General features: G+C 52.3%; 26 protein-coding genes. 15 read left to right on the top strand and 11 right to left on the bottom strand.

Going from position 1 to position 23560, the window contains the following annotated elements; translation table 11 throughout:
* Positions 1-27 precede the first annotated feature (27 nt).
* The 6 genes from C0081_RS17920 to C0081_RS17895 all read right to left on the bottom strand — a co-directional run bounded on the left by C0081_RS17920 (position 28) and on the right by C0081_RS17895 (position 4994).
* The gene (locus C0081_RS17920; protein WP_245417987.1) at positions 28-735 is read right to left on the bottom strand and encodes a L,D-transpeptidase; all 708 of its coding nucleotides are present in this window, start codon (positions 733-735) and stop codon (positions 28-30) included.
* A 79-nt stretch (positions 736-814) separates the two neighbouring features.
* Positions 815-1174 (bottom strand): hypothetical protein, encoded by a 360-nt coding sequence (locus tag C0081_RS17915; protein ID WP_101535218.1) that lies wholly within the window; start codon positions 1172-1174, stop codon positions 815-817.
* A gap of 272 nt (positions 1175-1446) precedes the next feature.
* Complete coding sequence (locus C0081_RS17910) at positions 1447-2604, bottom strand: sodium ion-translocating decarboxylase subunit beta (protein WP_180966952.1); 1158 nt, start codon at positions 2602-2604, stop codon at positions 1447-1449.
* A gap of 14 nt (positions 2605-2618) precedes the next feature.
* Positions 2619-3023 (bottom strand): acyl-CoA carboxylase biotin carboxyl carrier protein subunit, encoded by a 405-nt coding sequence (locus C0081_RS17905; protein ID WP_101535216.1) that lies wholly within the window; start codon positions 3021-3023, stop codon positions 2619-2621.
* Entirely contained in the window at positions 3020-3424 is a 405-nt protein-coding gene (locus C0081_RS17900) for an OadG family transporter subunit (RefSeq protein ID WP_101535215.1), read from the bottom strand. Before C0081_RS17900 ends, C0081_RS17905 begins: the two co-directional genes overlap by 4 nt.
* A 16-nt stretch (positions 3425-3440) precedes the next feature.
* Positions 3441-4994, bottom strand: coding sequence for an acyl-CoA carboxylase subunit beta (locus C0081_RS17895; RefSeq protein WP_101535214.1), 1554 nt, complete (start codon positions 4992-4994; stop codon positions 3441-3443).
* Positions 4995-5564: 570 nt separating this feature from the next.
* Here C0081_RS17895 and C0081_RS17890 point away from each other — a divergent pair.
* From C0081_RS17890 to C0081_RS17855, 8 genes are all read left to right on the top strand, one after another.
* Positions 5565-6581 (top strand): Bug family tripartite tricarboxylate transporter substrate binding protein, encoded by a 1017-nt coding sequence (locus C0081_RS17890; RefSeq protein WP_101535213.1) that lies wholly within the window; start codon positions 5565-5567, stop codon positions 6579-6581.
* A gap of 143 nt (positions 6582-6724) precedes the next feature.
* Positions 6725-7255 (top strand): tripartite tricarboxylate transporter TctB family protein, encoded by a 531-nt coding sequence (locus C0081_RS17885; protein ID WP_101535212.1) that lies wholly within the window; start codon positions 6725-6727, stop codon positions 7253-7255.
* Positions 7255-8799 carry a tripartite tricarboxylate transporter permease gene (locus C0081_RS17880; RefSeq protein WP_101535211.1) on the top strand — a complete coding sequence of 515 codons (1545 nt, stop codon included), beginning with the start codon at positions 7255-7257 and terminating at the stop codon, positions 8797-8799. Before C0081_RS17885 ends, C0081_RS17880 begins: the two co-directional genes overlap by 1 nt.
* Positions 8796-9443: a TetR/AcrR family transcriptional regulator gene (locus C0081_RS17875; protein ID WP_101535210.1), complete on the top strand. Its 648-nt coding sequence runs from the start codon at positions 8796-8798 to the stop codon at positions 9441-9443. The genes C0081_RS17880 and C0081_RS17875 overlap by 4 nt, the downstream gene beginning before the upstream one ends.
* Before the next feature lie 8 nt (positions 9444-9451).
* Entirely contained in the window at positions 9452-10288 is an 837-nt protein-coding gene (locus C0081_RS17870) for a sugar phosphate isomerase/epimerase family protein (RefSeq protein WP_101535209.1), read from the top strand.
* Between the two features lie 79 nt (positions 10289-10367).
* Positions 10368-11519, top strand: a complete 1152-nt coding sequence (locus C0081_RS17865) for a Gfo/Idh/MocA family protein (RefSeq protein WP_101535208.1) — start codon at positions 10368-10370, stop codon at positions 11517-11519.
* 3 nt (positions 11520-11522) lie between these two features.
* Complete coding sequence (locus tag C0081_RS17860) at positions 11523-12686, top strand: dihydrodipicolinate synthase family protein (protein WP_101535207.1); 1164 nt, start codon at positions 11523-11525, stop codon at positions 12684-12686.
* Positions 12687-12688: 2 nt separating this feature from the next.
* Positions 12689-13507, top strand: coding sequence for a sugar phosphate isomerase/epimerase family protein (locus C0081_RS17855; RefSeq protein ID WP_101535206.1), 819 nt, complete (start codon positions 12689-12691; stop codon positions 13505-13507).
* Between the two features lie 194 nt (positions 13508-13701).
* Here C0081_RS17855 and maiA read toward each other — a convergent pair whose 3' ends face one another.
* Complete coding sequence (gene maiA, locus C0081_RS17850; RefSeq protein ID WP_101535205.1) at positions 13702-14319, bottom strand: maleylacetoacetate isomerase; 618 nt, start codon at positions 14317-14319, stop codon at positions 13702-13704.
* Complete coding sequence (locus C0081_RS17845; protein WP_101535267.1) at positions 14316-14771, bottom strand: MarR family winged helix-turn-helix transcriptional regulator; 456 nt, start codon at positions 14769-14771, stop codon at positions 14316-14318. The genes maiA and C0081_RS17845 overlap by 4 nt, the downstream gene beginning before the upstream one ends.
* A gap of 159 nt (positions 14772-14930) precedes the next feature.
* On the opposite strand from C0081_RS17845, the gene hmgA reads away from it, so the two are divergent.
* From hmgA to C0081_RS17830, 3 genes are all read left to right on the top strand, one after another.
* Positions 14931-16313: a homogentisate 1,2-dioxygenase gene (hmgA, locus tag C0081_RS17840; protein WP_101535204.1), complete on the top strand. Its 1383-nt coding sequence runs from the start codon at positions 14931-14933 to the stop codon at positions 16311-16313.
* Between the two features lie 81 nt (positions 16314-16394).
* Complete coding sequence (locus C0081_RS17835; RefSeq protein ID WP_101535203.1) at positions 16395-17408, top strand: fumarylacetoacetate hydrolase family protein; 1014 nt, start codon at positions 16395-16397, stop codon at positions 17406-17408.
* An 18-nt stretch (positions 17409-17426) separates the two neighbouring features.
* Complete coding sequence (locus C0081_RS17830) at positions 17427-18377, top strand: MBL fold metallo-hydrolase (RefSeq protein ID WP_101535202.1); 951 nt, start codon at positions 17427-17429, stop codon at positions 18375-18377.
* Positions 18378-18438: 61 nt separating this feature from the next.
* Here the strand turns inward: C0081_RS17830 and C0081_RS17825 are convergent, their stop codons facing one another.
* Positions 18439-18882 carry a MarR family winged helix-turn-helix transcriptional regulator gene (locus C0081_RS17825; RefSeq protein ID WP_101535201.1) on the bottom strand — a complete coding sequence of 148 codons (444 nt, stop codon included), beginning with the start codon at positions 18880-18882 and terminating at the stop codon, positions 18439-18441.
* A 370-nt stretch (positions 18883-19252) separates the two neighbouring features.
* Between C0081_RS17825 and C0081_RS17815 the strand changes: the two genes are divergently transcribed.
* Genes C0081_RS17815 through C0081_RS17805 form a run of 3 tightly spaced genes read left to right on the top strand, consistent with a single transcriptional unit; the run spans position 19253 to position 21238 of the window.
* Positions 19253-19435, top strand: coding sequence for a hypothetical protein (locus C0081_RS17815; RefSeq protein ID WP_210200547.1), 183 nt, complete (start codon positions 19253-19255; stop codon positions 19433-19435).
* Positions 19428-21041 carry an FAD-dependent oxidoreductase gene (locus C0081_RS17810; RefSeq protein WP_101535199.1) on the top strand — a complete coding sequence of 538 codons (1614 nt, stop codon included), beginning with the start codon at positions 19428-19430 and terminating at the stop codon, positions 21039-21041. Before C0081_RS17815 ends, C0081_RS17810 begins: the two co-directional genes overlap by 8 nt.
* Positions 21038-21238, top strand: a complete 201-nt coding sequence (locus C0081_RS17805) for a DUF2783 domain-containing protein (protein WP_101535198.1) — start codon at positions 21038-21040, stop codon at positions 21236-21238. Before C0081_RS17810 ends, C0081_RS17805 begins: the two co-directional genes overlap by 4 nt.
* Here C0081_RS17805 and C0081_RS17800 read toward each other — a convergent pair.
* Complete coding sequence (locus tag C0081_RS17800; RefSeq protein ID WP_101535197.1) at positions 21220-21690, bottom strand: Lrp/AsnC family transcriptional regulator; 471 nt, start codon at positions 21688-21690, stop codon at positions 21220-21222. The two genes, C0081_RS17805 and C0081_RS17800, sit on opposite strands and share 19 nt — an antisense overlap.
* A 138-nt stretch (positions 21691-21828) precedes the next feature.
* Here C0081_RS17800 and hppD point away from each other — a divergent pair, with 138 nt between their 5' ends.
* Positions 21829-22953 (top strand): 4-hydroxyphenylpyruvate dioxygenase, encoded by a 1125-nt coding sequence (gene hppD / locus C0081_RS17795; RefSeq protein WP_101535196.1) that lies wholly within the window; start codon positions 21829-21831, stop codon positions 22951-22953.
* 76 nt (positions 22954-23029) lie between these two features.
* Here the strand turns inward: hppD and C0081_RS17790 are convergent, their stop codons facing one another.
* Complete coding sequence (locus C0081_RS17790) at positions 23030-23488, bottom strand: Lrp/AsnC family transcriptional regulator (protein ID WP_101535195.1); 459 nt, start codon at positions 23486-23488, stop codon at positions 23030-23032.
* Between the last annotated feature and the right edge of the window lie 72 nt (positions 23489-23560).

The raw sequence follows: 23560 nt of genomic DNA, 5'->3' as shown, positions 1-23560 counted from the left end.
TATCATCTGTTCGCGGACAGTGGGCCCTTATAAGACCACAATCGGAGACTGTGACGGGACGCGGCTGTGAAGGTCGATAATGTCCTGATTGAGCAGACGGACACACCCAGACGATACAGACTTGCCAATGGACCATGTTTCGGCGGTTCCATGCAGGCGATAAAGCGTATCACGACCATCCTGATAAATATAAAGCGCACGTGCACCAAGTGGATTCTGAAGCCCACCTGGCATGCCGCCATTTTTCCAACTCCATTTTTCAAGTTCGGGCTGGCGGGCAATCATTTCTGTCGGTGGTGTCCATTTGGGCCAAGAGGCCTTCCGTGCAACATAGGCTCGGCCAGCCCACTCAAACCCGGCGCGTCCCAAGCCAACGCCGTAACGCATGGCTTTGCCATTTTCTTCAACCAGATAAAGGTAGAAGTTTTTGGTATCAACCACCAGAGTGCCAACGCGCTCATCGGTGCGATAATCCACTTGCCGTCTTAGAAACTTGCTGTCAATTTTTTTAAGATTAATAGCGGGAAGCGGAAAACGTTCGTTTGGCATGGCGCCATACATAGAGGCAAAAGGACTGATTGTTTCGGCTCCGGGCAGTGCTTTTCGCGTGCTCGGGCTACAAGCCGCCAGCAGGCTTGCTCCAAATGCAACTGAACTGCCTCTCAAAAAGTCTCGCCGATTGAGATGTGTGTTGGCTATGGCAATGGACGATGGTGCATTGTATTTCGATGTCATGGGTCAGGACTCGTCAATAAGGGCGGCAAGGAATGAAACCTTGCATAAAAAGGTATTTCGGGAGGTGTTCTTTTAATGATCAGGTGATCGGTGGCCGTAGCACGCGCCGCTTGGCCTCTGCCTTCAGAGAGGTTTCATCATCATACCAAACAGTGGCACACGACCCAGCGAAGATGTGGACGGTGTTAGGCAGACAATAGCAGGCGGAAGATCCACAAGTGGACGCGAGTGCATCCGTTCCCGATATATGCCGATGGCGGCATCTTTTGGTGAGTTCATCGTGCGAAGGCCCTGCAATAAACGGCTTGACTGGGTCGAGCTGATTGGAAAGGGAGACAGTCGGTTTGGCATAGGCCACTGTGGGGGCGATGAACAATGCCGCAAAACTGAACAGCATAACAAGAGCGGCTAGACGCTGAATAGAACGGTATAAGGGCATTTCTCGTCTTTGATTGCTGATTCGGGACTGGACCATTCAATGCGGGGGAGACCGCATTGAATCATCAAAATTATCTGAAGATTCAATTTAATAGACAATAGTTGGAATAAGCGTTCACAATTGCGTGTAGTGCGTCAGAGAAACAAACAGTGTGACAAAAAAAGAGCACAGGCAGTGATGCCTATGCTCTTGATTTTCGTGCCGGTCCCAACACCTTAAGGGAGCTGAGTGTCAGCAAAGGTGATGCGGGGCAAAGCTCCGCATCTGATATGTTAGTTGGCGTACCAAGCGATGAAGTAGCCTGCAACCACTGCGGTACCGATAACACCGGCAACGTTTGGCCCCATGGCATGCATCAACAGGAAGTTGCCTGGATCTGCGCGTTGGCCTTCCACTTGACTGACACGAGCAGCCATAGGAACAGCAGACACGCCAGCCGAACCGATCAACGGATTGATCTTGTTTTTCTCGCCGCTGAACCAGTTCATCGCTTTAGCCATCAGAATTCCACACGATGTGGCAATGCTAAAGGCGACAATACCAAGCGCCAAGATCTTCATCGTATCAATATTCAAGAAGCGTTCTGCGGTCATGGTAATACCGACCGAGGTACCCAAGAAAATGGTAACAATGTTGATCAACTCGTTCTGAGCCGCTTTTGTCAGACGTTCTGTTTCCAGGCTTTCCCGAAGGAAGTTACCCAGCATCAGCATGCCGATAAGAGCTGCAGCAGCAGGAACCAGCAGGATTACAACAATGGTAACCATGCAGCAGAAGATCAGTTTTTCAAGGCGTGACACTTGACGCAACGACTTCATGCGAATCTTCCGCTCGGCCTCTGTGGTCAGAGCACGCATGATAGGAGGCTGAATCATCGGCACCAAAGCCATGTAGCTGTAAGCAGCAACGGCGATCGGAGCCAATAGATGTGGTGCCAGCTTGTTGGCCAGGAAAATGGAGGTTGGACCGTCGGCACCGCCGATGATGCCAATGGCTCCTGCTTCCATCGCTGTAAAGCCGATAGCCGTCGCTCCCAGGAAGGTCGCAAAGACCCCGAACTGGGCGGCAGCTCCCAACAACAGCGTCCGAGGGTTGGCGATCAATGGACCAAAGTCCGTCAATGCTCCAACACCCAAGAAGATCAGAGGTGGAAAGATTTCCAACTCGACGCCTTTGGAGATGTAGTAGTACAAACCGCCACCGTGTTCACCCAGAGGCACATTGACCAGTCCTTCTGTTGGAAGGTTGGCCAACAAAGCCCCGAAGGCAATCGGGATCAGCAGCAGTGGTTCAAATTTCTTATAGACCGCAAGATAGAACAGAAGAGCAATAATCGCCCACATCACCATCATTTGCCAGGTGACATCAGAAAAGGCGGTTAAATTCCATAACTGTTCGAGCTTGGAGACCTCTGTGGTTGTGCCTTCCATGGAAGGGACTCCCGTCATGAAAGGGTGATAAGGACTTGTCCCTCGGTGACTGAAGCGCCGGGGGCTACGTTAACTGCGGTGATAGTGCCGTCTTTTGGAGCGCCGATGTTGGTATTCATCTTCATGGCTTCCAGAACGAGCAAAGTATCGCCATTGGACACTTTTTGGCCAACAGAGACTTCAACACTGATCACGGTTCCTGCCAGTGGGCTAGGAACTGCACCATCGCCAGCAGGGGCAGCCGGTGCTGCAGCAGCAGGAGCCGCAGCAGCGACTGGCGCCGGAGCAGCAGCGGCAGCCACAGGGGCGGCAGCGACTGGCGCCGGAGCAGCAGCAGCTGCGTCTACAGAGGCCATATCTTCATCTTCAACAGTCACATCATAGGTGATGCCTTGCACGGTGATCCGCAAGCGTTTCATTGCTTTTTTCCTCTCAGAATATTGGGGGTCTCACTACCCAGCATAGGCTGGATAGGACCCCAGTCAGTACGATTACGGGCAGAGACGGATGATATCCGACCTTCCATTGGCCATGCACTGACTTGGTGATGGGGAGCGGCGACGCGGGTAACGCGGTACCCGGTACCGAGTGTATCGGCTACAGCCGCAGCAATCGCGGCTAGATGATGTGGAGGCACTCCCGCCCGAGCGGACACAGCCGCAGCGGGGGGAACCTTGGGTGAATTGCTGGCAGCAGGAGCAGCTTTTGCACTCGCACGGATAAAGAAGAATCCGACGATAGAACAAGAAGCCCATAATAATGCCAGTGCCGACATAACCACCGCAAAGCCGGTGCCAATCATTTCCAAGTTGTCGAGCATCAAGAAAATCCTTTGCTTACAACGGAATGTTGCCGTGTTTCTTAGGCGGCCGCGTTTCACGTTTGGACATCAGGCCCCGCAACGTCAGAGCAATGGCGCTCTTGGTTTCGCGTGGTTGAATGATATCGTGAACAGCCAACATACCGGCAGACAGGTAAGGCGTCGCAAATTGTGTCCGATATTCATCGGCCAGTTCTTTCGCTTTTGCCACTTTGTCGTCAGCTTCAGCCATTTCCTTGCGGTAAAGAATATTCACAGCACCTTCTGCACCCATCACAGCGATTTCGGCAGTTGGCCAGGCGATAACCCGGTCGGCACCCATATCTTCACTACACATGGCAAGGTAAGCTCCACCATACGCTTTGCGCATGATAACTGTGATTTTAGGCACAGTAGCGGAGGCGTAAGCAAAGAGCATTTTTGCGCCGTGACGAATGATACCCCGTCGTTCTTCGTTGATACCAGGCAAGAAGCCAGGAACATCGACCAAGGTGACGATAGGAATGTTATAGACGTTACAGAAACGAACAAAACGCGCTGCTTTATCGCTGGCGTCGATGTCCAGTGTACCGGCTTTAACGGTTGGCTGGTTGGCAACAAATCCGACAACGACACCGCCAACGCGACCAAAGCCGATGACGATATTTGCTGCGAACTGCTCCATAACTTCCAAGAAATCGGCTTCGTCAGCGAGGCGTTTGATAACTTCGCGGCAGTCGTACGGCTTCTTGGGATCGTCGGGCACCAATTCATCCAGAACTACATCATCAACAATCTTGAGATCCGGTTCGATACGGTGCGGTGGGTCCATCATATTGTTGGACGGCAAGAAGGACAGCAGGCGATGCACAAGAGCAACAGCGTGCGCGTCATTCTCGGCAATAAAATGAATATTGCCTGAAACTGAAGCGTGAGCCTGAGCTGAACCAATTTCATCCATCGTGCAGACTTGGCCTGTAACAGCCCGGATCACTTCTGGTCCACAAATAAACATGCTTGCATGTTCGCGTGTCATGATGATGAAGTCAGTCAGAGCCGGACTATAGGCAGCGCCACCAGCGCAAGGGCCTGCAATCACGGAAATCTGCGGCACAACGCCTGACAATTGAACATTGCGATAGAAAACCTGACCATAACCGGACAGGGCACCAACGCCTTCTTGAATGCGCGCTCCTCCGGAATCGTTGAAACCGACAACAGGCACGCCTGCTTTGCCAGCATGGTCTAGTGCGTTACAGATTTTTTTTGCATGGACCTCACCCAGAGACCCTCCAACTACGCCAAAATCTTGTGAAAAGGCAGCAACTGGACGTCCGTCAATGAAGCCGGTGCCAGTAATAACACCATCTGTCGGAATCACTTTGTCTGCCATACCGAAGTGGCGAGTCTTGTGTTGGGCGTGCAAACCGAATTCTTGGAACGTCCCTTTGGAGTAAAGAGCGCCTAGCCTTTCACGGGCGGTCATCCGCCCTTTGGCATGTCTGTCATCAGCTTTTTTCTTGCCGCCGCCTTCCAGCGCGACGGCGCGCCGCTTCTCCAACTCGTCCGCGAGAGCTTTGGAAATCGCCATAATATAACCGCTTTGTTAGAGCGCGCCCGGAGTGGGCGCTGCGTTTTTATGATAATGACAGGGTTGCCCCTGACACGAATCCTGAACGCATAAAATAGGCGTCAGAACCCTCAACGACTAAAGTAGTAATCTGTTATGACGCAAAGAAAAAGGATCGAGATCAAATTTGTGAATAGACTAAAGGCTAAAAATGGGCATAGAGGTTGGGAAATTAGTATAACAACATACGTCATTAGTCTAATGAACGTGGCCTGTGGGTGTTTCGGCATAAGCAAGACACAGCGCGAAAATGGTGTTGAATATGAACGACCGTTCTGATCGCTGGTTTGGCTAAATTTCCTATTTTAAAAGCGATTTTGTCCCGCCTTTCAGCTGGTTGGCAGCCTTTGGATGCATAGCGTAAAAATTGCACCCACCGCCATCTCGTCAGGTCAATTGAAGGCCGCCCTTCTATTGTTTCCAAACCATTGGTAGCGACATATTGATCCTAGTGGACAAGCGGTGTCGTTGGGCCTTGACTCATGCGAAAATTTTCTATTACCTACCGGTTGGTAAGTTAGGGAGGAAGCTATGAACTTTACTAAATCTATTGTGGCAGCTGCTACAGTGATGGCCTTGTTTGGCGCGACAAGCGCTTCGGCTGAATGGAAGCCGGATCGCCCGATTAACATCATTGTGCCTTGGTCGGCGGGGGGATCTACAGACCAAGTAACACGGGTTGTTGCACCATTGCTTGCAGAAGCATTGGGCACGGATATTGTTGTCGTCAATCAGCCAGGGGCCTCAGGTTCTATTGGAACCAAGGCGGCGCTAGACGCTCCGCGCGACGGTTACACCTGGACGGCCAATGCCATCGCCAACAATGCGACCTACGCAATCACCGGGTTGGTCAAAGATACATCCATCGACGATTATCATATCTATCTTCATGTGGCGAACGTGCCTGTGGTGAGCGTCAATGTTGACTCCAAATATAAAGACTTTGCGGAGTTGCTTGCAGACTTCAAAACAGGAGATGTGACCGTTGGAACCGCGGGCGTAAACTCTTCCGGAGGTATGGCTCTCGCCGCAATCAAGGAAGCTGCTGGTGGTAGTGACTTCTCGGCACGTATGATCACGTATGATGGCGGAAATCCTGCTGTTATTGCCGCGGCCAGTGGAGAGGTGGTTGCTACCACGCAGTTGGCGGTGGAGCAAACCGAAATGATCAAAGCGGGGCGTTTGCGCGCTTTGGCTGTTTTGTCGGATACCGATTTGATTGTTGCGGGGATGGACCCAGTTCCACCAATCACCAATTATTTGCCAGATATGCCAATTGCAGCTGACTATTTTGGTGTCTTTATTCCAGTCGGTGCACCAGCCGAAGTCTACGAAACCGTAGATAAAATCTGGAAAGAGCAGATCATGAACTCCAAGGAACTGCAAGACTATGCCTCTGCCCGCGGCGCAGTTTTCTCACCCAGCTATGGTGATGCAGCCTACAAAAAAGCCATGCCTGTGGTGATCGCTGAAGCTTGTGCGCGTGTTGCACGCAAGGAAGCTGTGATCGATCCATCTACGCTTGGTATTGAGTGTCCCGCTCACTAGGCACAGTGACCTTGTGCCGCCCACTTTTCTTTGGTGCGGCACAAGGTCTGCGATCGAAAACATTCCCAATCCTTAGAACGATCATCTGTGTGTTTGCTTTCAGATGACAGACTTGTTTGCCCTACGGCAAGCGGAGAAGAACAATGCACCTCGACATGACAAAAGCTGATCGGATCATGGCGATCCTGCTGGCCTTGCTTGGGCTGGCAATGCTGATCGGCGGCTATCAAATGGATCGGTTGGAAATTCGGCAAATCCACCCGGCAAGCATTCCCGGTTTGGTGCCTATGATACTTGGGGGGCTTTTGGTGCTATGTGCCTTCCTTCTTTTTTCAAGCGCGGTGGAAGAAGCCAAACAACAAGACCATGATGAAGCCGTGGAATTGACAGAGGCCGATCGCAAAGAAAAACGCGCACTATGGCGCAATCTGATCATGTGCGCGCTGTGGAGTGTGGTTTTTGCGCTCTTGTTGGTTGGCAACATGCCCTTTGTGATCGCTTGTGGCCTTTACATCTCGGTCTTCTACGCGATTTTTGCGACAGATGAGCCAGTGAGGTCGCTGCAGCCTAAAGCCATTGCCCTGTTGTTGGTTAAAGCGGTGGCGCTGGGCGCCGTGGCTTCTATCGCCATTTCAAGCCTGTTCCGATATGGATTTTTGGTGAGGTTGCCGTAATGGAAACACTTGCACATCTCGCATCTGCATTTGGCACATTGTCAACACCGATCATGCTGGCGCATGTTATGTGGGCGACTTTGTTGGGTATTTTTGTCGGCAGCTTGCCCGGCCTGACAGCCACCATGGGCGTGGCGCTGATGACGACCCTGACCTATTCATTGGATCGGGACGCGGCCGTTTTGGTCCTCATCTGTATGTATGTGGGGGCCATCTATGGTGGCTCACGCAGCGCGATCTTGCTCAATATTCCCGGAACGCCAGCAAGTGCAGCAACCTCCCTTGATGGGTTTCCATTGGCACAGCAGGGCCGCGCCGGCTATGCCATGGCTCTGGCCACTGCGGGGTCCGCCCTTGGCACGATGGTCGGTATTGTTCTTCTGGTGCTGCTTGCACCGCCTTTGGCTGAAGCGGCGCTGCGCTTTGGGTCGTTTGAGTTTTTCTGGCTGGCCGTTTTCGGCATCGTCATTTCGGGGCAGTTGACAGGCGGCATACAGCCGCTCAAAGGCTATATCGCAGGTCTGCTCGGCTTGATGATTGCGATGATCGGTAGCGAAGGCATCCACGCCCATGTCCGTTTCAGCTTTGGTTGGTCTGACCTCAATGGTGGCATCGCCTTGATCCCGGCCATGGTCGGTGCGTTTGGCTTTGCCGAAGTCATGACCGCCATGTGGCGTCCCAAGGCAAATCTAGCAGCTGAAAATGGTGAGAATGACCGCATTCTGCCGCGGCTTTCCGATCTCTGGAAATACAAAAAGACAATCACCCGTTCAGGCATCATCGGCACCTTTATCGGAATCATTCCCGGCGTGGGAGAAGATATCGGTGCATGGGCTTCCTATGCTGCGGCCAAACGTACCAGCAAAGAGCGGGATATGTTTGGCAAGGGCTCAACCGAGGGGCTGACCGCCGCCGAAACCGGCAACAGCGCGGTTGTGCCCGGATCGCTCATCCCCGCCATTACGCTCGCTATCCCCGGCTCGGCATCGTCTGCCGTTTTGATCGCGGCTCTCTATATTCATGGCGTGCGTCCCGGTCCGATGATCATGATCGAGCAGCCGCAGTTCATTTATTCTGTTGCGGTTATGCTGTTCTTCGCGACCATTGCGATTGCTGTTTTTGGTTTGTCTTTGACGCGTTTGTTTGTGCAAATTCTCAAGGTGGACCGCGCGATCCTGATGCCAATCGTATTCACCTTGTGTGTGATCGGTCCCTATGCCCTAACCCAACGTGTCTTTGATATCTGGGTAATGGTCTTTTTCGGGCTGGTTGGCTTTGCCTTGCGCCAGATGAAATATCCTATGGCACCTCTGGTTCTTGGTATCATTTTGGGAAGCCTGCTCGATAAAAGCCTTCGGCGTTCCCTTACCTTGAGTGATGGCGATATCTCACCATTTTTCACCAGACCCATTTCAGCAGGGTTCGCGTTTGTGATCCTCCTCACATTCTTGTTTAGCATTCCGTTTGTGAAAAGGCAGAGCGCGAAACTTGTTTCCCGCATAGCGCAGAAGTTCGGGTCTTCAGACAAAAGGGATGTGACATGAGCGACAAAACCAAGGTTGAAAAGGCCCCCAAGCGCGATGCCGAACGCACGCGGCAGGCTATCCTTCAGGCTGCGCTCGTTGAATATTCTGAGCATGGATTTTCCGGAGCCAGAATTGATCGTATTGCCAAAAATGCGCGCATTTCCAAGCCCATGATTTATGATTATTTTGGTGACAAAGACGCTCTTTATGCGGCTGCCTTGCGGGAAGCCTATGTGCAAATCCGTGAGGGTGAGAGCGAACTGCATTTGGATGAATTGCCGCCAGAGACGGCGATCCGTAGCTTGGTCCAGTTCACCATGGCTCACTTCCGCGAAAAACCTTGGTTTATCTCCATGTTGAACACGGAGAATCTGCGCGGTGGTAAGACCGTCCGCGAAATACAGGATGCCAACGAAATCCAGTCGCAGCTGTTGGTAAAATTGTCAGATCTGCTTAAGCGCGGCGCCGCTGATGGGACTTTTCGTAAGGATGTCGACCCGGTTGGCCTCTATATTCACATTGCTTCGCTTTGTTATTTCCCCGTTTCCAACGCGCATACTTTGCGCGCGGTCTTTGGGCCTCCCATCGATGACGCTTGGCTTGACCAGCATGTCGAAGAAGCCTCGGAAATGGTGATCCGTTTCCTTAAAGCGGAGGCGTGAGACGAGCGATGACGTTGAAACTGTCTTTTTGTAACGAGATGTTGGCCGCCGAGGGCATTGATCTTGATGGGCAAGCGGCCAGAGCTGCTGCGCTGGGTTACATGGGGCTGGAACTGGCACCGTTTACTTTGTCAGAACAGCCACATTTGTTGACAAAACAAGACGCGCTCACCATCAAGGCGACCCTGCAAGGGCACAATATCGCCGTCACCGGTCTGCATTGGCTGTTGTCTGCCTATCCCGAATTGTCCATTACCAACACGCAAGTGAAACGTGAGACGATTTCTGTGCTGTTGGCGCTCGTGCGCCTGAATGCCCATCTGGGCGGAAGTGTTATGGTGCATGGTTCACCGGCTCAGCGCAAACTGCGGGGCGATGAAGATAAAAAACAACTCAATACACATGTGGCCGAGCTGTTTAAACCTGTTGCGGCCTTGTGCGAGGAACTTGATATTGTCTATTGTATCGAGCCTTTGTCACCGATCGAGACCAGTTTCATCAATCGGGTCGAAGAGGCGGTAGAGCTGTGCGATCTGATCGGATCCAGCCACTTTCGTACCATGATCGACACCAGTGCTTCGGCCCAGTCTGAAGACATGCCAGTGGCCGACTTGATCGATCACTGGCTGCCAACCGGTTGGATCGGTCATATCCAGTTGAACGACAGCAACCGTGGCACGCCGGGCTCGGGGCAAGACCCGTTCAAAGAGATTATCACAGCAATCAAACGGCAGGGCTGGTCAAAGCCAATGGCCATAGAGCCCTTTGTCTCAACCATAGATGCAACCACAACCGCTGCGCTGGGCGCTGGTCTGATCCGTGGCCTGTGGGACGCCTCAACGTGACCAAAGTGATTTTAAACAACAAAAATTTGTAAGTGTCGCAAGACACCAAGAGACATGAATAAGAAAGGTAGGTGTTGGAATGGAAACACGGCGTATCGGTATCATCATGCACGGGGTAACCGGCCGCATGGGCATGAACCAGCATTTGATCCGCTCGGTTTTGGCGATTAGAGAGCAGGGTGGTATTGCCCTCAAAGATGGCTCCATGCTTGTCCCTGATCCTATTATCGTTGGGCGCAATGCCAACAAAATCGAAGCCTTGGCCAAAAAGCACAATGTCGAACGTTGGACCACCGATCTCGATGCAGCACTGGCCAATCCCGACGACACTATTTTCTTTGATGCCGCCTCGACACAACTGCGACCGACGCTTTTGCGCAAGGCCATTGAAGCAGGCAAGCATGTCTATTCCGAAAAACCGGTTTCAGAAGGCCTTGCCGAGGCGATTGATATTGCTCGTTTTGCCAAACAATCTGGTGTCAAAAATGGCATCGTACACGATAAGCTGGACTTGCCCGGCCTACGCAAACTAAAGCGCCTGCGTGATAGTGGCTTCTTTGGCAAGATTCTGTCTGTGCGTGGCGAATTCGGCTATTGGGTCTTTGAAGGCGATTGGATGCCAGCCCAGCGCCCGAGCTGGAACTACCGTGCAGCGGACGGTGGCGGCATTGTTTCCGACATGCTCTGCCATTGGCGCTATGTGCTCGACAATGTGGTTGCACCCGTCAAGGCGGTGAGCTGTCACGCGGTCACGCATATTACCGACCGTTGGGACGAGGCTGGCGAGCATTACACCGCTGATGCTGATGATGCCGCCTATGCCACGTTCGAACTGGAGGGCGGTATTGTCGCGCACATCAATTCCAGCTGGGCTGTGCGCGTTCGCCGCGATGATCTGGTCACCTTCCAGATTGATGGGACCCATGGGTCTGCTGTTGCCGGATTGCATACATGTTTCAGCCAGCAGCGGGTAAATACACCAAAACCGGTGTGGAACCCCGATGAACCTCAGGCCATGAATTTCTATGAAGATTGGGAAGAAGTGCCCGACAATATGATTTTTGACAATGGTTTCAAAGTCCAGTGGGAACAATTCTTGCGCCATGTCGTTGAAGATGGCCCATGGAATTACACGCTGGAAGAAGGTGCCAAGGGCGTGCAATTGGCTGAGCTCGGTTATCAAAGCTCCAAAGAGCGCCGCTGGCTCGATGTGCCCAAGCTGGAGATTTAATCCATGGTTGTTCAACTGAATTTGCCTAAATTGGGCGGTGAACTGGAACTTCTCCAGCTCACCGCAGCGCCTCAGTTGGTCGAAAAGCCGACCGGCTGGACCCGCACCGCCTATTCCGCTGCCCATGTGGTTTGCGATCCGCTTGCCGACGTTGATCCCTGGATCAACAACGTGATTGACTGGGACACTACGCTTGGGTTCAGGCAGCATTTATGGGATTTGGGGTTGGGCGTGGCGGAAGCCATGGATACCGCGCAACGGGGCATGGGGCTGGATTGGCCCACATCGCTTGAGTTGATCACCCGCAGTGTCAATGCTGCCAAGGCTGGCGGTCATTTGATTGCATGCGGAGCAGGTACAGATCATTTAGCCCCCAGTCCTGATGTAACCATCGACGATGTGATTGCTGCCTATGAAGAGCAATGCGAAGCGGTGGAAGCGGTTGGTGGCCGTGTGATCTTGATGGCGTCACGTGCGCTTTGTGCCGCCGCCAAAGGCCCGGAAGACTATATCCGTGTTTATGAACGCGTCTTGGGCGGATTGTCCCGACCTGCAATCTTGCATTGGTTGGGTGAGATGTTTGACCCTGCATTGGCTGGTTATTGGGGCAAGGATGATCATCTTGAAGCAATGGACGTTTGCCTTGATGTGATCCGCGCCAACGCTGCAAAAATCGACGGCATTAAAATTTCGCTGTTGTCGGCCGAGAAAGAAATTCGGATGCGCCGAAAATTGCCAAAAGATGTACGGATGTATACGGGAGACGACTTCAATTATCCCGACCTGATCGAAGGGGACGAAGAAGGCTACAGCCACGCTTTGTTGGGAATTTTTGACCCCATCGCCTCGGCGGCATCCCAGGCTCTAACGGCACTGGGCCGTGGTGATAAAAAAGCCTATCGGGATAGCATGGACCCGACGGTTGCCCTATCCCGTCACATATTCAAGGCCCCGACACGCTTTTATAAAACCGGTGTGGTGTTCATGGCTTATCTCAATGGTCATCAGGATCATTTCACCATGGTCGGCGGGCAAGAAAGCACCCGCTCAACGTTGCATCTGGCTGAGATCATCCGCTTGGCAGAAGCTGCCAAGCTGTTCGCAGATCCGGATACTGTTGCGATCCGTGCTCGGGCCGTCTTTGCGACACGTGGTGTGGAGGTTTAAGCATGGTTGATGCATCTAACCTGTCGTTGAACACCGCCACCGTACGGGAACAATGGAACCTGGAACAATGTGTCGAAGGCTGCCTTCGGCACGGTTTTGGCGGTATTGCACCGTGGCGGGACAAGATCCACGAAATCGGCATCGAGCGTGCGGCCAGACTGGTTTCTGACTCTGGCCTCAAAGTATCTGGTCTGTGCCGGGGCGGCTGGTTTACCTCCGAAGGCAAGATCACAGACGCTGTGCTGGATGATAATAAGCGCGCAGTGGACGAGGCCGTCGCCTTGAATGCCGAATGCCTCGTGATGGTTGTTGGGGGCATCGCGGATGGATCTAAAGACTTGCCCCATGCGCGTCAGTTGGTCTCCGAAGGGCTCGCCAAGACACTGGACTATGCCCGTAGCCAAAAAATGCCCGTAGCAATTGAGCCTTTGCACCCCATGTACGCCGCCGATCGTGCCTGCATCAACACCTTGCGGCAAGCTTTGGATGTTTGTGATGAGCTTGGCGATGGTATTGGCGTTGCAGCGGATGTCTATCACATCTGGTGGGATCCAGAGCTTGCAGATCAAATCAAACGGGCTGGTAAATCTCGGCTTTTGGCCTATCACATTTGCGATTGGCTGGTGCCAACCAGTGATATGCTGACCGACCGCGGCATGATGGGGGATGGCGTGATTGATATCGCCGCGATCCGCAAAATGGTCGAAGCCGAGGGATTCTGTGGCCTCAATGAAGTCGAAATCTTTTCCGCCAACAATTGGTGGAAGAGGGATGCCGATGAAGTCATGCGCACCATCGTGGACCGTGCCAGAGACTGCTGAATATGCGCGTATCCTCGCTATCTCGTTCCTTATGATGACAGGGCAACCTAATGCTTCGTTCTCAGGGAATACGGCGCTGCCATTGGACCAAACCTTGGTCAAACTGCGTCAATTGGGTGTCCCCACCCAGAGCCGCGTTTTCAAAGGTGTCTACCACCGCTGAGGACGCGGCACCCTTTTCTCCCGATTGAAGGTCAGTGCACGATCTGGTCCGGATGGGCTGCTGCAAAAGCAGGAATTGTCGACAAATTGTCTTCAATGCGCTTGATTTTGGGCATAGCGTCCAGTGTGACCCCCCAACGGTGAGCGTTGTAGAGCTGGGGCAATAGACATATGTCGGCAATCGATAGGGTTTCACCGAAACAGAAATCTCCACCCTCAAGCATATCCTCCAGAGCCAGCAGAGCCGGTGTGATATGAGCTTGCATCCAACTCTGCATGGTGAGCCCTCCATTGGAATGGGCCACAGCATATTTGGCAACTCGCAGATTACAAACCGGATGCAGATCCATTGCGATCATGTAGGCCAGCATCCGCACGCGGGCGCGCCCCTCAGCATCGGGGGGCAACAGGCCTAGACTACGGGTTTCATTGAGATACTCCACGATAGCGATGGATTGGGTGAAGCGTTGGCCATCAATATCAAGCACGGGCACCAGCCCTTGCGGATTACGATCCAGATGCGCGTCGCTGCTTTGTTCTCCTGCTACCAGATCAACCGGTATTGACTGCCATTCAAGCCCCGCAAGCCCGAGCGTTATGCGCACACGGTAGCTGGCTGTGGAGCGCCAATAGTCATACAGCGTAATCATTTGACGACCCCTTGCAAAATCCTATCCAGCCCCGCTTCCAATCCACCAAGATTTTCTGCCAGACGGGCCTCAACCTCCTTTTGAAAGGCCTGTGCCATGGGCAACAATTCAACCATCATCGCATGGCCTTCATCCGTGAGGGTCAAGTGGATCAAGCGCCTATCTTTCGCATTCATTTCTTTGGTGACCAAGCCGCGTTGTTCGAGCCGGGTCGCCGCGCGACTGACTTTGGATTTCTCCATTCCGACACGAGCCTCAATATCACGCACCGATGCTCCACCGGCATGGGCCACATGTACGATCACCCGCCACTCGGGGATTGAAATACCAAACCGCTCTTTATATTGGTGCGCGAGTTCTTCACTCAGGCTTTGCGCAGCAACGGCCAAGCGGTAAGGCGTAAAATGCATCAAATCGAAGTCAGGCAGAGAGGTGCGTTCTACATCTGGCATAAATAGATCCTTTTCTACGGCCATTACGCCGTTCACTTCGTCGAATTGCAAGTCTTTTCGTTGCATTCGCAACAAATTTACTTGACAACGTTGCATGTGCAACGAAATACTGACCTGAAAGGGACATGCTGGATATGTGAAGTCGGGAGGACGGGACATATGACATTCAAACTGCCAGATACGATCACCCAAGCAAACGATGGCACGGGACCCCATAAGGGATACATGCCCGGTTTTGGCAATGACTTTGAAACCGAAGCGCTGCCCGATGCTTTACCGCAAGGTCAAAATTCGCCACAAAAATGCGCCTACGGTCTCTATGCCGAACAATTATCCGGCACCGCCTTCACAGCACCGCGTGGACAAAATGAGCGGACTTGGTGTTACCGAATTCGTCCTTCTGTCAAACACACAGGCCGATTCTCCCGCATTGATTTACCCTATTGGAAAACCGCGCCACATGTGACCACTGACAAAGACAACGCACAGGCCAACGACATTATTTCGTTGGGCCAATATCGTTGGGATCCGGTGCCTCATACCGATCAGGATCTGACATGGGTCACCGGTATGCGCACCATGACAACCGCAGGGGATGTCAACACACAAGTCGGCATGGCGTCCCATGTGTATCTGGTCAACACATCCATGCAGGATGAGTATTTCTTTTCAGCGGATTCGGAGTTGTTGATTGTCCCGCAAGAAGGCCGTCTGCGTTTCTGCACCGAGCTGGGCATCATTGATCTGGAGCCAAAAGAGATTGCGATCATTCCCCGTGGTCTGGTTTATCGTGTCGAAGTCTTGGAAGGCCCGTGTCGCGGGTTCGTTTGCGAAAACTACGGCCAGAAATTTGACCTGCCTGGTCGCGGCCCCATCGGCGCCAACTGTCTTGCCAATCCACGCGATTTCAAATGTCCGGTTGCGGCCTTTGAGGATCGCGATGCAAAAAGTCGCGTTGTGATCAAATGGTGCGGTCAGTTTCACGAAACTTTCATTGATCATTCTCCACTCGATGTGGTGGCATGGCACGGCAATTACTGCGCCTATAAATATGACCTCCGGACATTTTCACCGGTGGGTGCAATCTTGTTTGATCATCCCGATCCTTCCATTTTCACGGTTCTTACCGCTCCGTCTGGACAACCGGGCACCGCCAACATCGATTTTGTCCTGTTCCGCGAGCGCTGGCTGGTGGCAGAAAATACATTCCGGCCGCCGTGGTATCACAAGAATTTAATGTCCGAAATGATGGGCAATATCTACGGTATCTATGATGCCAAGCCTGAAGGCTTCGTGCCCGGAGGTCTGTCGCTTCACAATTGCATGTTGCCGCATGGTCCAGATTTGGATGCCTTTACCCATGGGTCGACAGAACCGATGGAACCGGCATTTCTGGACAAAACCATGTCCTTCATGTTCGAAACGCGTTTTCCCCAACATCTGACGGCTTTTGCGGCCAATGAGGCGCCAATGCAGGACAATTACATAGATTGTTGGACCAGCATTGAAAAGAAATTCGATGGAACGCCGGGTGCCAAATAAAGATCTTTGCAGCGCATCCATAAGTGTGTTCGAGTGTGATGTGAAAAAGCAAAAGACGAAAGCCATTAAGAAGGAAAAACCATGAAGCTTGCAACTCTGAAGGATTCAACGCGCGACGGAAGATTGGTCGTGGTGTCAAAGGACCTGACCTATTGTTCCGAAGTCAGGCACATCGCCAACACGCTTCAGGATGCGCTAGACGATTGGGCCCATGTCGCACCGCGTCTGCAGCTTGTGGCAGAGGGTCTGGAGCGTGGCTCGCAGCCTTATATGCGCTTTCACGAGCATGAGGCGGCTTCGCCATTGCCGCGCGCCTATCAATGGGCTGATGGATCGGCTTATGTTAACCACGTCGAATTGGTGCGCAAAGCCCGCAATGCGGAAATGCCAGCGAGCTTCTGGACGGATCCTCTGATGTATCAGGGCGGTTCGGACACCTTCCTGCCGCCGCGCTCTCCCATCCGAATGGTGGAGGATGAAACCTATGGCATCGATATGGAAGGCGAAGTGGCTGTCATTGTTGATGATGTTCCCATGGGAGCCAGCGTCCAGGAATCCGCTGATGCCATCAGGTTGATCATGCTGGTCAATGATGTCTCATTGCGCGGTCTTATCCCAGACGAGCTTGGTAAAGGTTTTGGCTTTTTCCAATCCAAACCATCCTCTGCCTTTTCGCCTGTTGCCGTCACGCCCGAAGAGCTTGGCGATGCATGGGATGGTGGCAAGCTTAGCCTGCCGCTGTGCGTGGATTATAACGGCCAGCCTTTCGGTCGAGCCAATGCAGGTATCGACATGACCTTTGATTTTGGCCAGCTGGTTGCTCACGCTGCCAAAACCCGTCCGCTTTGTGCCGGTTCCATTATCGGCTCTGGCACAGTGTCCAATAAGTTGAATGGTGGCCCTGGTAAATCGATTGCCGAAGGAGGTGCTGGCTATTCTTGCATCGCTGAAATCCGCATGATCGAGACTATCGAAACAGGTTCTGCTCAAACGCCCTTCATGAAGTTCGGTGATATCGTACGCATCGAAATGAAGGATAAATCAGGGCATTCGATCTTTGGTGCCATCGAACAGACCGTCGAACAATATAAATAATGATCAGGAGAGGCCTCAATGGCAAAGAAATTTGCGTCCCAAGGTGATCTGGAAGAGAAAACCATCAGCTTCACGCAAGTAGGCGATGGCCTCTATGCCTTCACCGCCGAAGGCGACCCGAATACCGGCGTGATCATTGGCGACGAGAGCGTTATGATCGTTGAGGCCCAAGCCACGCCGCGCTTGGCGCGCAAGGTGATCGAATGCGTGCGTTCGGTCACCGATAAGCCGATCTCTCATGTGGTTCTGACCCATTATCACGCCGTGCGCGTGTTGGGGGCGTCAGCCTATGGTGCTGGTGAGATCATCATGTCCGAAAAGGCCCGCTCCATGGTGGCCGAGCGCGGTAAAGAAGACTGGGATTCCGAATTTGGACGTTTTCCGCGTTTGTTTGTGGGGCATGAAGAGATCCCCGGTCTCACATGGCCGACGACAACCTTCAGCGACAAGATGACGGTTTATCTGGGCAAACGCCGCGTCGACATCATGACGATGGGGCGTGCGCATACTGCAGGGGACGCTGTTGTCTGGGTGCCGGATCAGGAAGTGATGTTTACCGGTGACATCGTGGAATATCATTCGGCCTGCTATTGTGGGGACGGCCACTATCAGGATTGGCCACAAACCCTTGCCAACATAGCAGCCTACAATCCTAAATCCATCGCGCCAGGACGCGGCGATGCACTGGTCGGTGAGGAGATGGTTAATAAGGCACTGGCAAGCACCGCCGATTTTGTCAAGTCCACCTATGACCCCGTTGCCCGTATTGTTGCGCGTGGTGGTTCATTGAAAGAAGCGTGGGATGCGGTGCGCGCTGAATGCGACACCAAATTTTCTGACTATGCCATCTATGAGCATTGTCTGCCGTTCAATGTTGCGCGTGCTTACGACGAAGCCCGGGGCATTGATACACCCCGTATTTGGACTGCCGAGCGCGACATCGAAATGTGGAACGACTTACAGAGTTAGGTCGCTGCGTCCCTCAGGAATACAATCAATTTGTAGGCGGGTGATTGAAACATCACCCGCTTCAATCTGCTGGCTCATTATGAGTGGCAACAGCCAGAATGAGCGCTTCGATGCCTTTGTCAAGCGCCGCACGGTCTACTTGCGGGATGGCATTGAGCATTTCTGCAGCACGGGCATCTACCTTCGGCTTGATGTCTTCAAACAGAGATCTGCCAGCCTCGGTAATGCTCAAGTCGCGCAAGCGGCGATCTGTTGTTGAGATTTCACGGCTGATGAATTTCTTTTCTTCCAAGCGCTGCGAGGCGCGGCTGACTTGAACCTTGTCCAAGGTAGTGCGGCGGCTGAGCTCTTGCGAATCCAACCTTTCTGCATTGGCTAGCAGATAGAGCAAGCGCCATTCTTCGCGCGTCAGGCCATATTCCTTGCTGTAAACCTGAGCGATATTGCGCGAAAACGCCTCGGCAGCGATGGCAAGGCGGTAAGGGAAAAAAGCTTCTAAAGACATGGTGCATCCTTTTAGAGCTATTTCAGCGATTCTCAAATCGCGGGGCGGGTATAAGTCTTTGTTTCCGAATATAATCTTATCAGAAATACACAAAGAAAGATACGCAAACAACATGCTGCCCGGTCAACTGGAAATGGCAGCACAAGTACCTTGTCTCTCCAGTTGAGTGTGTAATCTTTATCGTTTCGGTCGCCAACCTCAAGCATCAAAATGACAGCTATGGGGTGCCAACTGAGTTGGCATATGAGAGTGGCTTGATCTTTCGTTGCATATGACACCATTGCAAATGCAACGACTTGATTTGCGTCAAGTTTAGCGATATGTTTGAACGACATTTGTTGTAAATGCAATGATCTGGGAGGAGAATTGATTGACCGACATCGCGCTAAAAGTGGATCATATTCACCAAGTGGCCTACCGCTGCAAAGACGCCAAGCAAACAGTTGAATGCTATACCAAGATGTTCAACATGGATTTTATGCTGGCCATTGCTGAAGATCATGCCGCTTGGCTGCATGTCAAGGAACTGGGCAAGGAGAGCGCGGATGCTTGATACATATGATTGGCCGGTTTACCATTATACGCAATCAGACGAGCAAAAAAGCGGCGTTGCCAGTCGTCATGCTGTGATAGTCGTCGGGGCCGGACCCATCGGGCTGACCGCTGCGCTCGATTTGGCCTCGCGTGGCATTGCTGTGGTTGTTATGGATGATAACAACACGGTGTCCGTTGGTTCCCGTGCCGTATGTTACGCCAAGCGTCCATTGGAGATCTGGAACCGCTTGGGCGTCGCGGACCGCATGATCGACAAGGGAGTGCTGTGGCAGCGTGGCCGCGTCTTTTTTCGCGACTTTGAGGTCTATAACTTTGATTTGCTGCCCGAAGAGGGTCACAAGATCCCTGCCTTTATCAACTTGCAGCAATATTATCTCGAAGAATATCTGGTCACGGCCTGTCTGGCCAATCCATTGATAGAGCTGCGATGGAAGCACAAACTGGTCGGATTGGAACAATATTGTGACCATGCCGATGTGACGGTTGAAACCCCTGACGGTGTTCTTCACACCAAGGCAGATTGGGTAATTGCCTGCGATGGAGCCAATTCGCGCATACGTGACATGGTGGGAGCAGAGTTTACCGGTCAATTCTTTCAAGACCGCTTTTTGATTGCCGATATTGTTATGAAGGCCGAGTTTCCTACCGAGCGTTGGTTCTGGTTCGATCCCGATTTTCATCGTGGCCAATCAGCCTTATTACACAAACAGCCCAACGATGTCTGGCGGCTGGATTTTCAGCTTGGCTGGGATGCTGACCCCGAAGAAGAAAAGAAGCCGGAAAATATCATTCCGCGTGTCAAAGCGATGCTGGGCGATGATGTTGATTTTGAGCTGGAATGGGGGAGTGTTTATCAGTTTGCTTGCCGTAGGGTCGACGAATTCCGGAAAGGCCGCGTGATCTTTGCCGGCGATTCCGCCCATCAGGTCTCTCCCTTTGGCGCGCGTGGTGCCAACACCGGTGTGCAAGACATCGATAATCTGGCTTGGAAATTAGCAGCGGTCATCCGCAAGGAGGCTCCGGAAGCGCTGGTTGACAGCTATCACGCCGAACGCGCCTTTGCGGCCGACGACAATCTGCTCAATTCCACCCGCTCTACCGATTTCATCACACCCAAGAACAAAGCCTCCAATCGCTATCGCAATGCGGTGCTCGATCTCTCGCGCCTATATGAGTTTGCGCGCCCTTTGGTCAATTCGGGTCGCTTGTCCCAACCTACACCCTACAGCGATAGTCCGCTCAATACCCCTGATCAGGATGACTGGTCAGGCAAAATGATGCCGGGGACATGCATTTCCGATGCCCCCGTTCAACGTGACGGCAAGGACGGTTGGTTGATTGAGAGTTTGGGCGATGGCTTTACCCTTTTGGTCTTTGATCTTGAAGCAAGTGATGTTGATGCTGGAGCATTTTCGCCCAGAATTGTGATTGAAGGGCGTGATTTTTCGGACGTACAAAACCTCGCCCGTGCGCGTTTTGATGCCGCCCAAGGCGCTGTTTATTTGATCCGTCCAGACCATCATATTGCGGCACGGTGGCGCTCCTTTGACCCGGATGCGATCTGCGCTGCCATCACCAGAGCTACGGCAGGAGATGCACAATGAGCCTGATCCTCACACCTAATATCGAAAATCCGGATAATTTTTACCAAGCGTTGACCGACGCCCAGCGTGATTTAAGCGAAGATGAAGCCAATGACATGAATGCGCGTTTGGTGCTCATTCTTGCCAATCAGGTCGGCAATCTTGAGGATTTAAAAAAGGCGATTGAATTGGCCGGTCCTCAAGCCTTGCACAAATGAGACAGTGACAGTGTGCCTGTCTCCTTGAGACGATCAAGTACGATGGAAGACTTGAGGTGCGACACACCCTCATGTGGTAAAAGCTTGTTGTTGATGACATGCGATAAGGTCTTGAGGTCCGGCACCACCAGTTTGACATGATAATCCGTTGATCCTGTCATCGAATAGGCTTCGGTCACCTCCGGCATCGCCTGCATCAACGCCAAAAGCCGATCAGCCGCACCAACCGAATGGGAATCCAATGTGATTTCCATAAATACAATCAACTCCAGCCCAACCGCTGCTCTCGACAGGCGTGCGTGATAGCCCGATATCACGCCTGATTGTTCCAACAAGGCACGACGGCGGGCACATTGAGAGGCCGACAAGCCCACCTTTGTTGCCAGTTCCTGACTGGTTAAGCGGCCATCCTGTTGCAAGGCATCAAGAATTTTTAGATCAAACATATCCATGCGTTGATATCGCACAGATCTCGAAAATTTGTCAAATCTTGCGCATAGAGTGGGTGCTAAATGTAGATTTTGCGCACATCTTGCATAGGGTTTGAATTAGTATATTCCCTTAGATGATGGGAGATTGGGGAGGATACAATGGGACCATTTCCGCACGATGCAGACAAGGCCATAATTGATGAAGTCAATGTTGCCGGAACCGACGGGTTCGAATTTGTCGAATTCGCACATCCCGACGCTGGTGTGCTTGAGGCATTGTTTGAGAGCATGGGCTTTATAGAAGTCGCTCGCCACAAACACCTCGATATAGCGCTCTTCCGTCAGGGGGATATCAACTATATCGTCAACCGCGAGCGCAACACACATGCGGCGCAATTTGTGGAGGACCATGGTCCTTGTGCGCCGAGCATGGCGTGGCGGGTTGTGGATGCCCGGCACGCCTTGAAATGCGCTCTCGACTATGGCGCTAAAGAATATACCGGTGCAGACAAAACTCTGGATGTCCCAGCCGTTTATGGCATCGGCGGCTCTTTATTGTATTTTGTTGAGACTTACGGCGAGGCTGGTTCTGCCTATGAAGGCACATTTGACTGGTTGAAAGACGTGGATCCTAGGCCACAAGGGGCTGGTTTCTATTATCTCGATCACCTGACCCACAATGTGATGCGGGGTAACATGAGCACCTGGTATGACTTTTATGCGCAGGCGTTCAACTTCAAAGAAATTCGCTTTTTCGATATAAAGGGCAGGATAACGGGCCTTTTCTCACGGGCGCTGACATCTCCTGACGGCAAAATTCGCATTCCGATCAATGAGAGCGCAGATGCAAACAGCCAGATTGAAGAATATCTAAACGAATATAAAGGCGAGGGCATCCAGCACATCGCAGTGGGGTCCGATGATATTTATACCTCCACAGATGCTATCGCCGAGCGTGGCATTAGTTTTATGCCAGCCCCTCCGGATATCTATTATGATATGTCCCACGAACGGGTGAAAGATCACAAGGAACCGCTGGACCAACTGAAAAAGAACGGCATTTTGATCGACGGGGAAGGGGTTCTTGATGGTGGGATGACCCGTGTCCTGCTGCAGATTTTTTCCAAGACCGTCATCGGGCCGATTTTCTTTGAGTTTATCCAACGCAAGGGCGATGACGGCTTTGGTGAGGGCAACTTTAAGGCCCTGTTCGAAAGCATTGAACGTGATCAGATCGAGCGTGGCGTAATATCGGATCCCGCCACAGACACCACAGCGGCCTAGCCCAACGCAAACCATCCCGAGGCCCAAAGCGCCTAATGCCTCGGGATGGTCCAACTTGCAAATTGAATTAACCGGTTTAGTCCAACAGCGGAAATACCGATGTCTTTTTGACCGTGCTAAAAACAAAACTCGTATCAATCGAGGCGATACCGCCAATCGGGTGAATGCGTGAGCGGATGAAATCCTCATAGGCATTCAGATCAGGCACCAACACCCGCAATTGATAATCGGTTTGTCCGGTCAGAATATAACACTCCAAGACCTCATCAATCAGCTGAATATGGCGCTCGAAATGACGCGTTTCCTTCTCATTATGTCGTTCCAATCTTATCCGCACAAAGACCGTCATCGGCAATCCATAAGCAACGGGGTCCACATCGGCACTAAAACTGCGGATGACGCCGGATGTTTCCAGATTACGTAATCGCCGCAAACAGGGCGACGGGGACAGATTGACCTTTTCTGCCAATTCCAGGTTTGTCATGCGGCCATCTTCTTGCAGAGCCCGAATGATCTGACGATCCTTTTTGTCCATAAAATCCTCAATATTGGCATTATATGCCAATATCTATTGCACAGTTGGCTGAAATAGCAAGCACCTGCCACG

Source organism: Cohaesibacter celericrescens, from assembly GCF_002866925.1.
GTDB lineage: Bacteria > Pseudomonadota > Alphaproteobacteria > Rhizobiales > Cohaesibacteraceae > Cohaesibacter > Cohaesibacter celericrescens.
Note: the sequence above shows the minus strand (reverse complement) of the source record. Positions and strands in the feature narration are given on the sequence as shown.

Excerpts from the sequence above, each read along its gene's own strand:
- C0081_RS17805 (WP_101535198.1), top strand. The coding sequence starts at position 21,038 with ATGAGCCTGATCCTCACACCTAATATCGAAAATCCGGATAATTTTTAC.
- C0081_RS17910 (WP_180966952.1), bottom strand. The coding sequence starts at position 2,604 with ATGGAAGGCACAACCACAGAGGTCTCCAAGCTCGAACAGTTATGGAAT.
- C0081_RS17880 (WP_101535211.1), top strand. The coding sequence starts at position 7,255 with ATGGAAACACTTGCACATCTCGCATCTGCATTTGGCACATTGTCAACA.
- C0081_RS17865 (WP_101535208.1), top strand. The coding sequence starts at position 10,368 with ATGGAAACACGGCGTATCGGTATCATCATGCACGGGGTAACCGGCCGC.
- C0081_RS17855 (WP_101535206.1), top strand. The coding sequence starts at position 12,689 with ATGGTTGATGCATCTAACCTGTCGTTGAACACCGCCACCGTACGGGAA.
- C0081_RS17895 (WP_101535214.1), bottom strand. The coding sequence starts at position 4,994 with ATGGCGATTTCCAAAGCTCTCGCGGACGAGTTGGAGAAGCGGCGCGCC.
- C0081_RS17825 (WP_101535201.1), bottom strand. The coding sequence starts at position 18,882 with ATGTCTTTAGAAGCTTTTTTCCCTTACCGCCTTGCCATCGCTGCCGAG.
- C0081_RS17920 (WP_245417987.1), bottom strand. The coding sequence starts at position 735 with ATGACATCGAAATACAATGCACCATCGTCCATTGCCATAGCCAACACA.
- C0081_RS17800 (WP_101535197.1), bottom strand. The coding sequence starts at position 21,690 with ATGGATATGTTTGATCTAAAAATTCTTGATGCCTTGCAACAGGATGGC.
- C0081_RS17915 (WP_101535218.1), bottom strand. The coding sequence starts at position 1,174 with ATGCCCTTATACCGTTCTATTCAGCGTCTAGCCGCTCTTGTTATGCTG.
- C0081_RS17905 (WP_101535216.1), bottom strand. The coding sequence starts at position 3,023 with ATGAAACGCTTGCGGATCACCGTGCAAGGCATCACCTATGATGTGACT.
- C0081_RS17810 (WP_101535199.1), top strand. The coding sequence starts at position 19,428 with ATGCTTGATACATATGATTGGCCGGTTTACCATTATACGCAATCAGAC.
- C0081_RS17830 (WP_101535202.1), top strand. The coding sequence starts at position 17,427 with ATGGCAAAGAAATTTGCGTCCCAAGGTGATCTGGAAGAGAAAACCATC.
- C0081_RS17885 (WP_101535212.1), top strand. The coding sequence starts at position 6,725 with ATGCACCTCGACATGACAAAAGCTGATCGGATCATGGCGATCCTGCTG.
- C0081_RS17890 (WP_101535213.1), top strand. The coding sequence starts at position 5,565 with ATGAACTTTACTAAATCTATTGTGGCAGCTGCTACAGTGATGGCCTTG.
- hmgA (WP_101535204.1), top strand. The coding sequence starts at position 14,931 with ATGACATTCAAACTGCCAGATACGATCACCCAAGCAAACGATGGCACG.
- C0081_RS17845 (WP_101535267.1), bottom strand. The coding sequence starts at position 14,771 with ATGCCAGATGTAGAACGCACCTCTCTGCCTGACTTCGATTTGATGCAT.
- C0081_RS17875 (WP_101535210.1), top strand. The coding sequence starts at position 8,796 with ATGAGCGACAAAACCAAGGTTGAAAAGGCCCCCAAGCGCGATGCCGAA.
- C0081_RS17860 (WP_101535207.1), top strand. The coding sequence starts at position 11,523 with ATGGTTGTTCAACTGAATTTGCCTAAATTGGGCGGTGAACTGGAACTT.
- maiA (WP_101535205.1), bottom strand. The coding sequence starts at position 14,319 with ATGATTACGCTGTATGACTATTGGCGCTCCACAGCCAGCTACCGTGTG.
- hppD (WP_101535196.1), top strand. The coding sequence starts at position 21,829 with ATGGGACCATTTCCGCACGATGCAGACAAGGCCATAATTGATGAAGTC.
- C0081_RS17870 (WP_101535209.1), top strand. The coding sequence starts at position 9,452 with ATGACGTTGAAACTGTCTTTTTGTAACGAGATGTTGGCCGCCGAGGGC.
- C0081_RS17835 (WP_101535203.1), top strand. The coding sequence starts at position 16,395 with ATGAAGCTTGCAACTCTGAAGGATTCAACGCGCGACGGAAGATTGGTC.
- C0081_RS17790 (WP_101535195.1), bottom strand. The coding sequence starts at position 23,488 with ATGGACAAAAAGGATCGTCAGATCATTCGGGCTCTGCAAGAAGATGGC.
- C0081_RS17900 (WP_101535215.1), bottom strand. The coding sequence starts at position 3,424 with ATGCTCGACAACTTGGAAATGATTGGCACCGGCTTTGCGGTGGTTATG.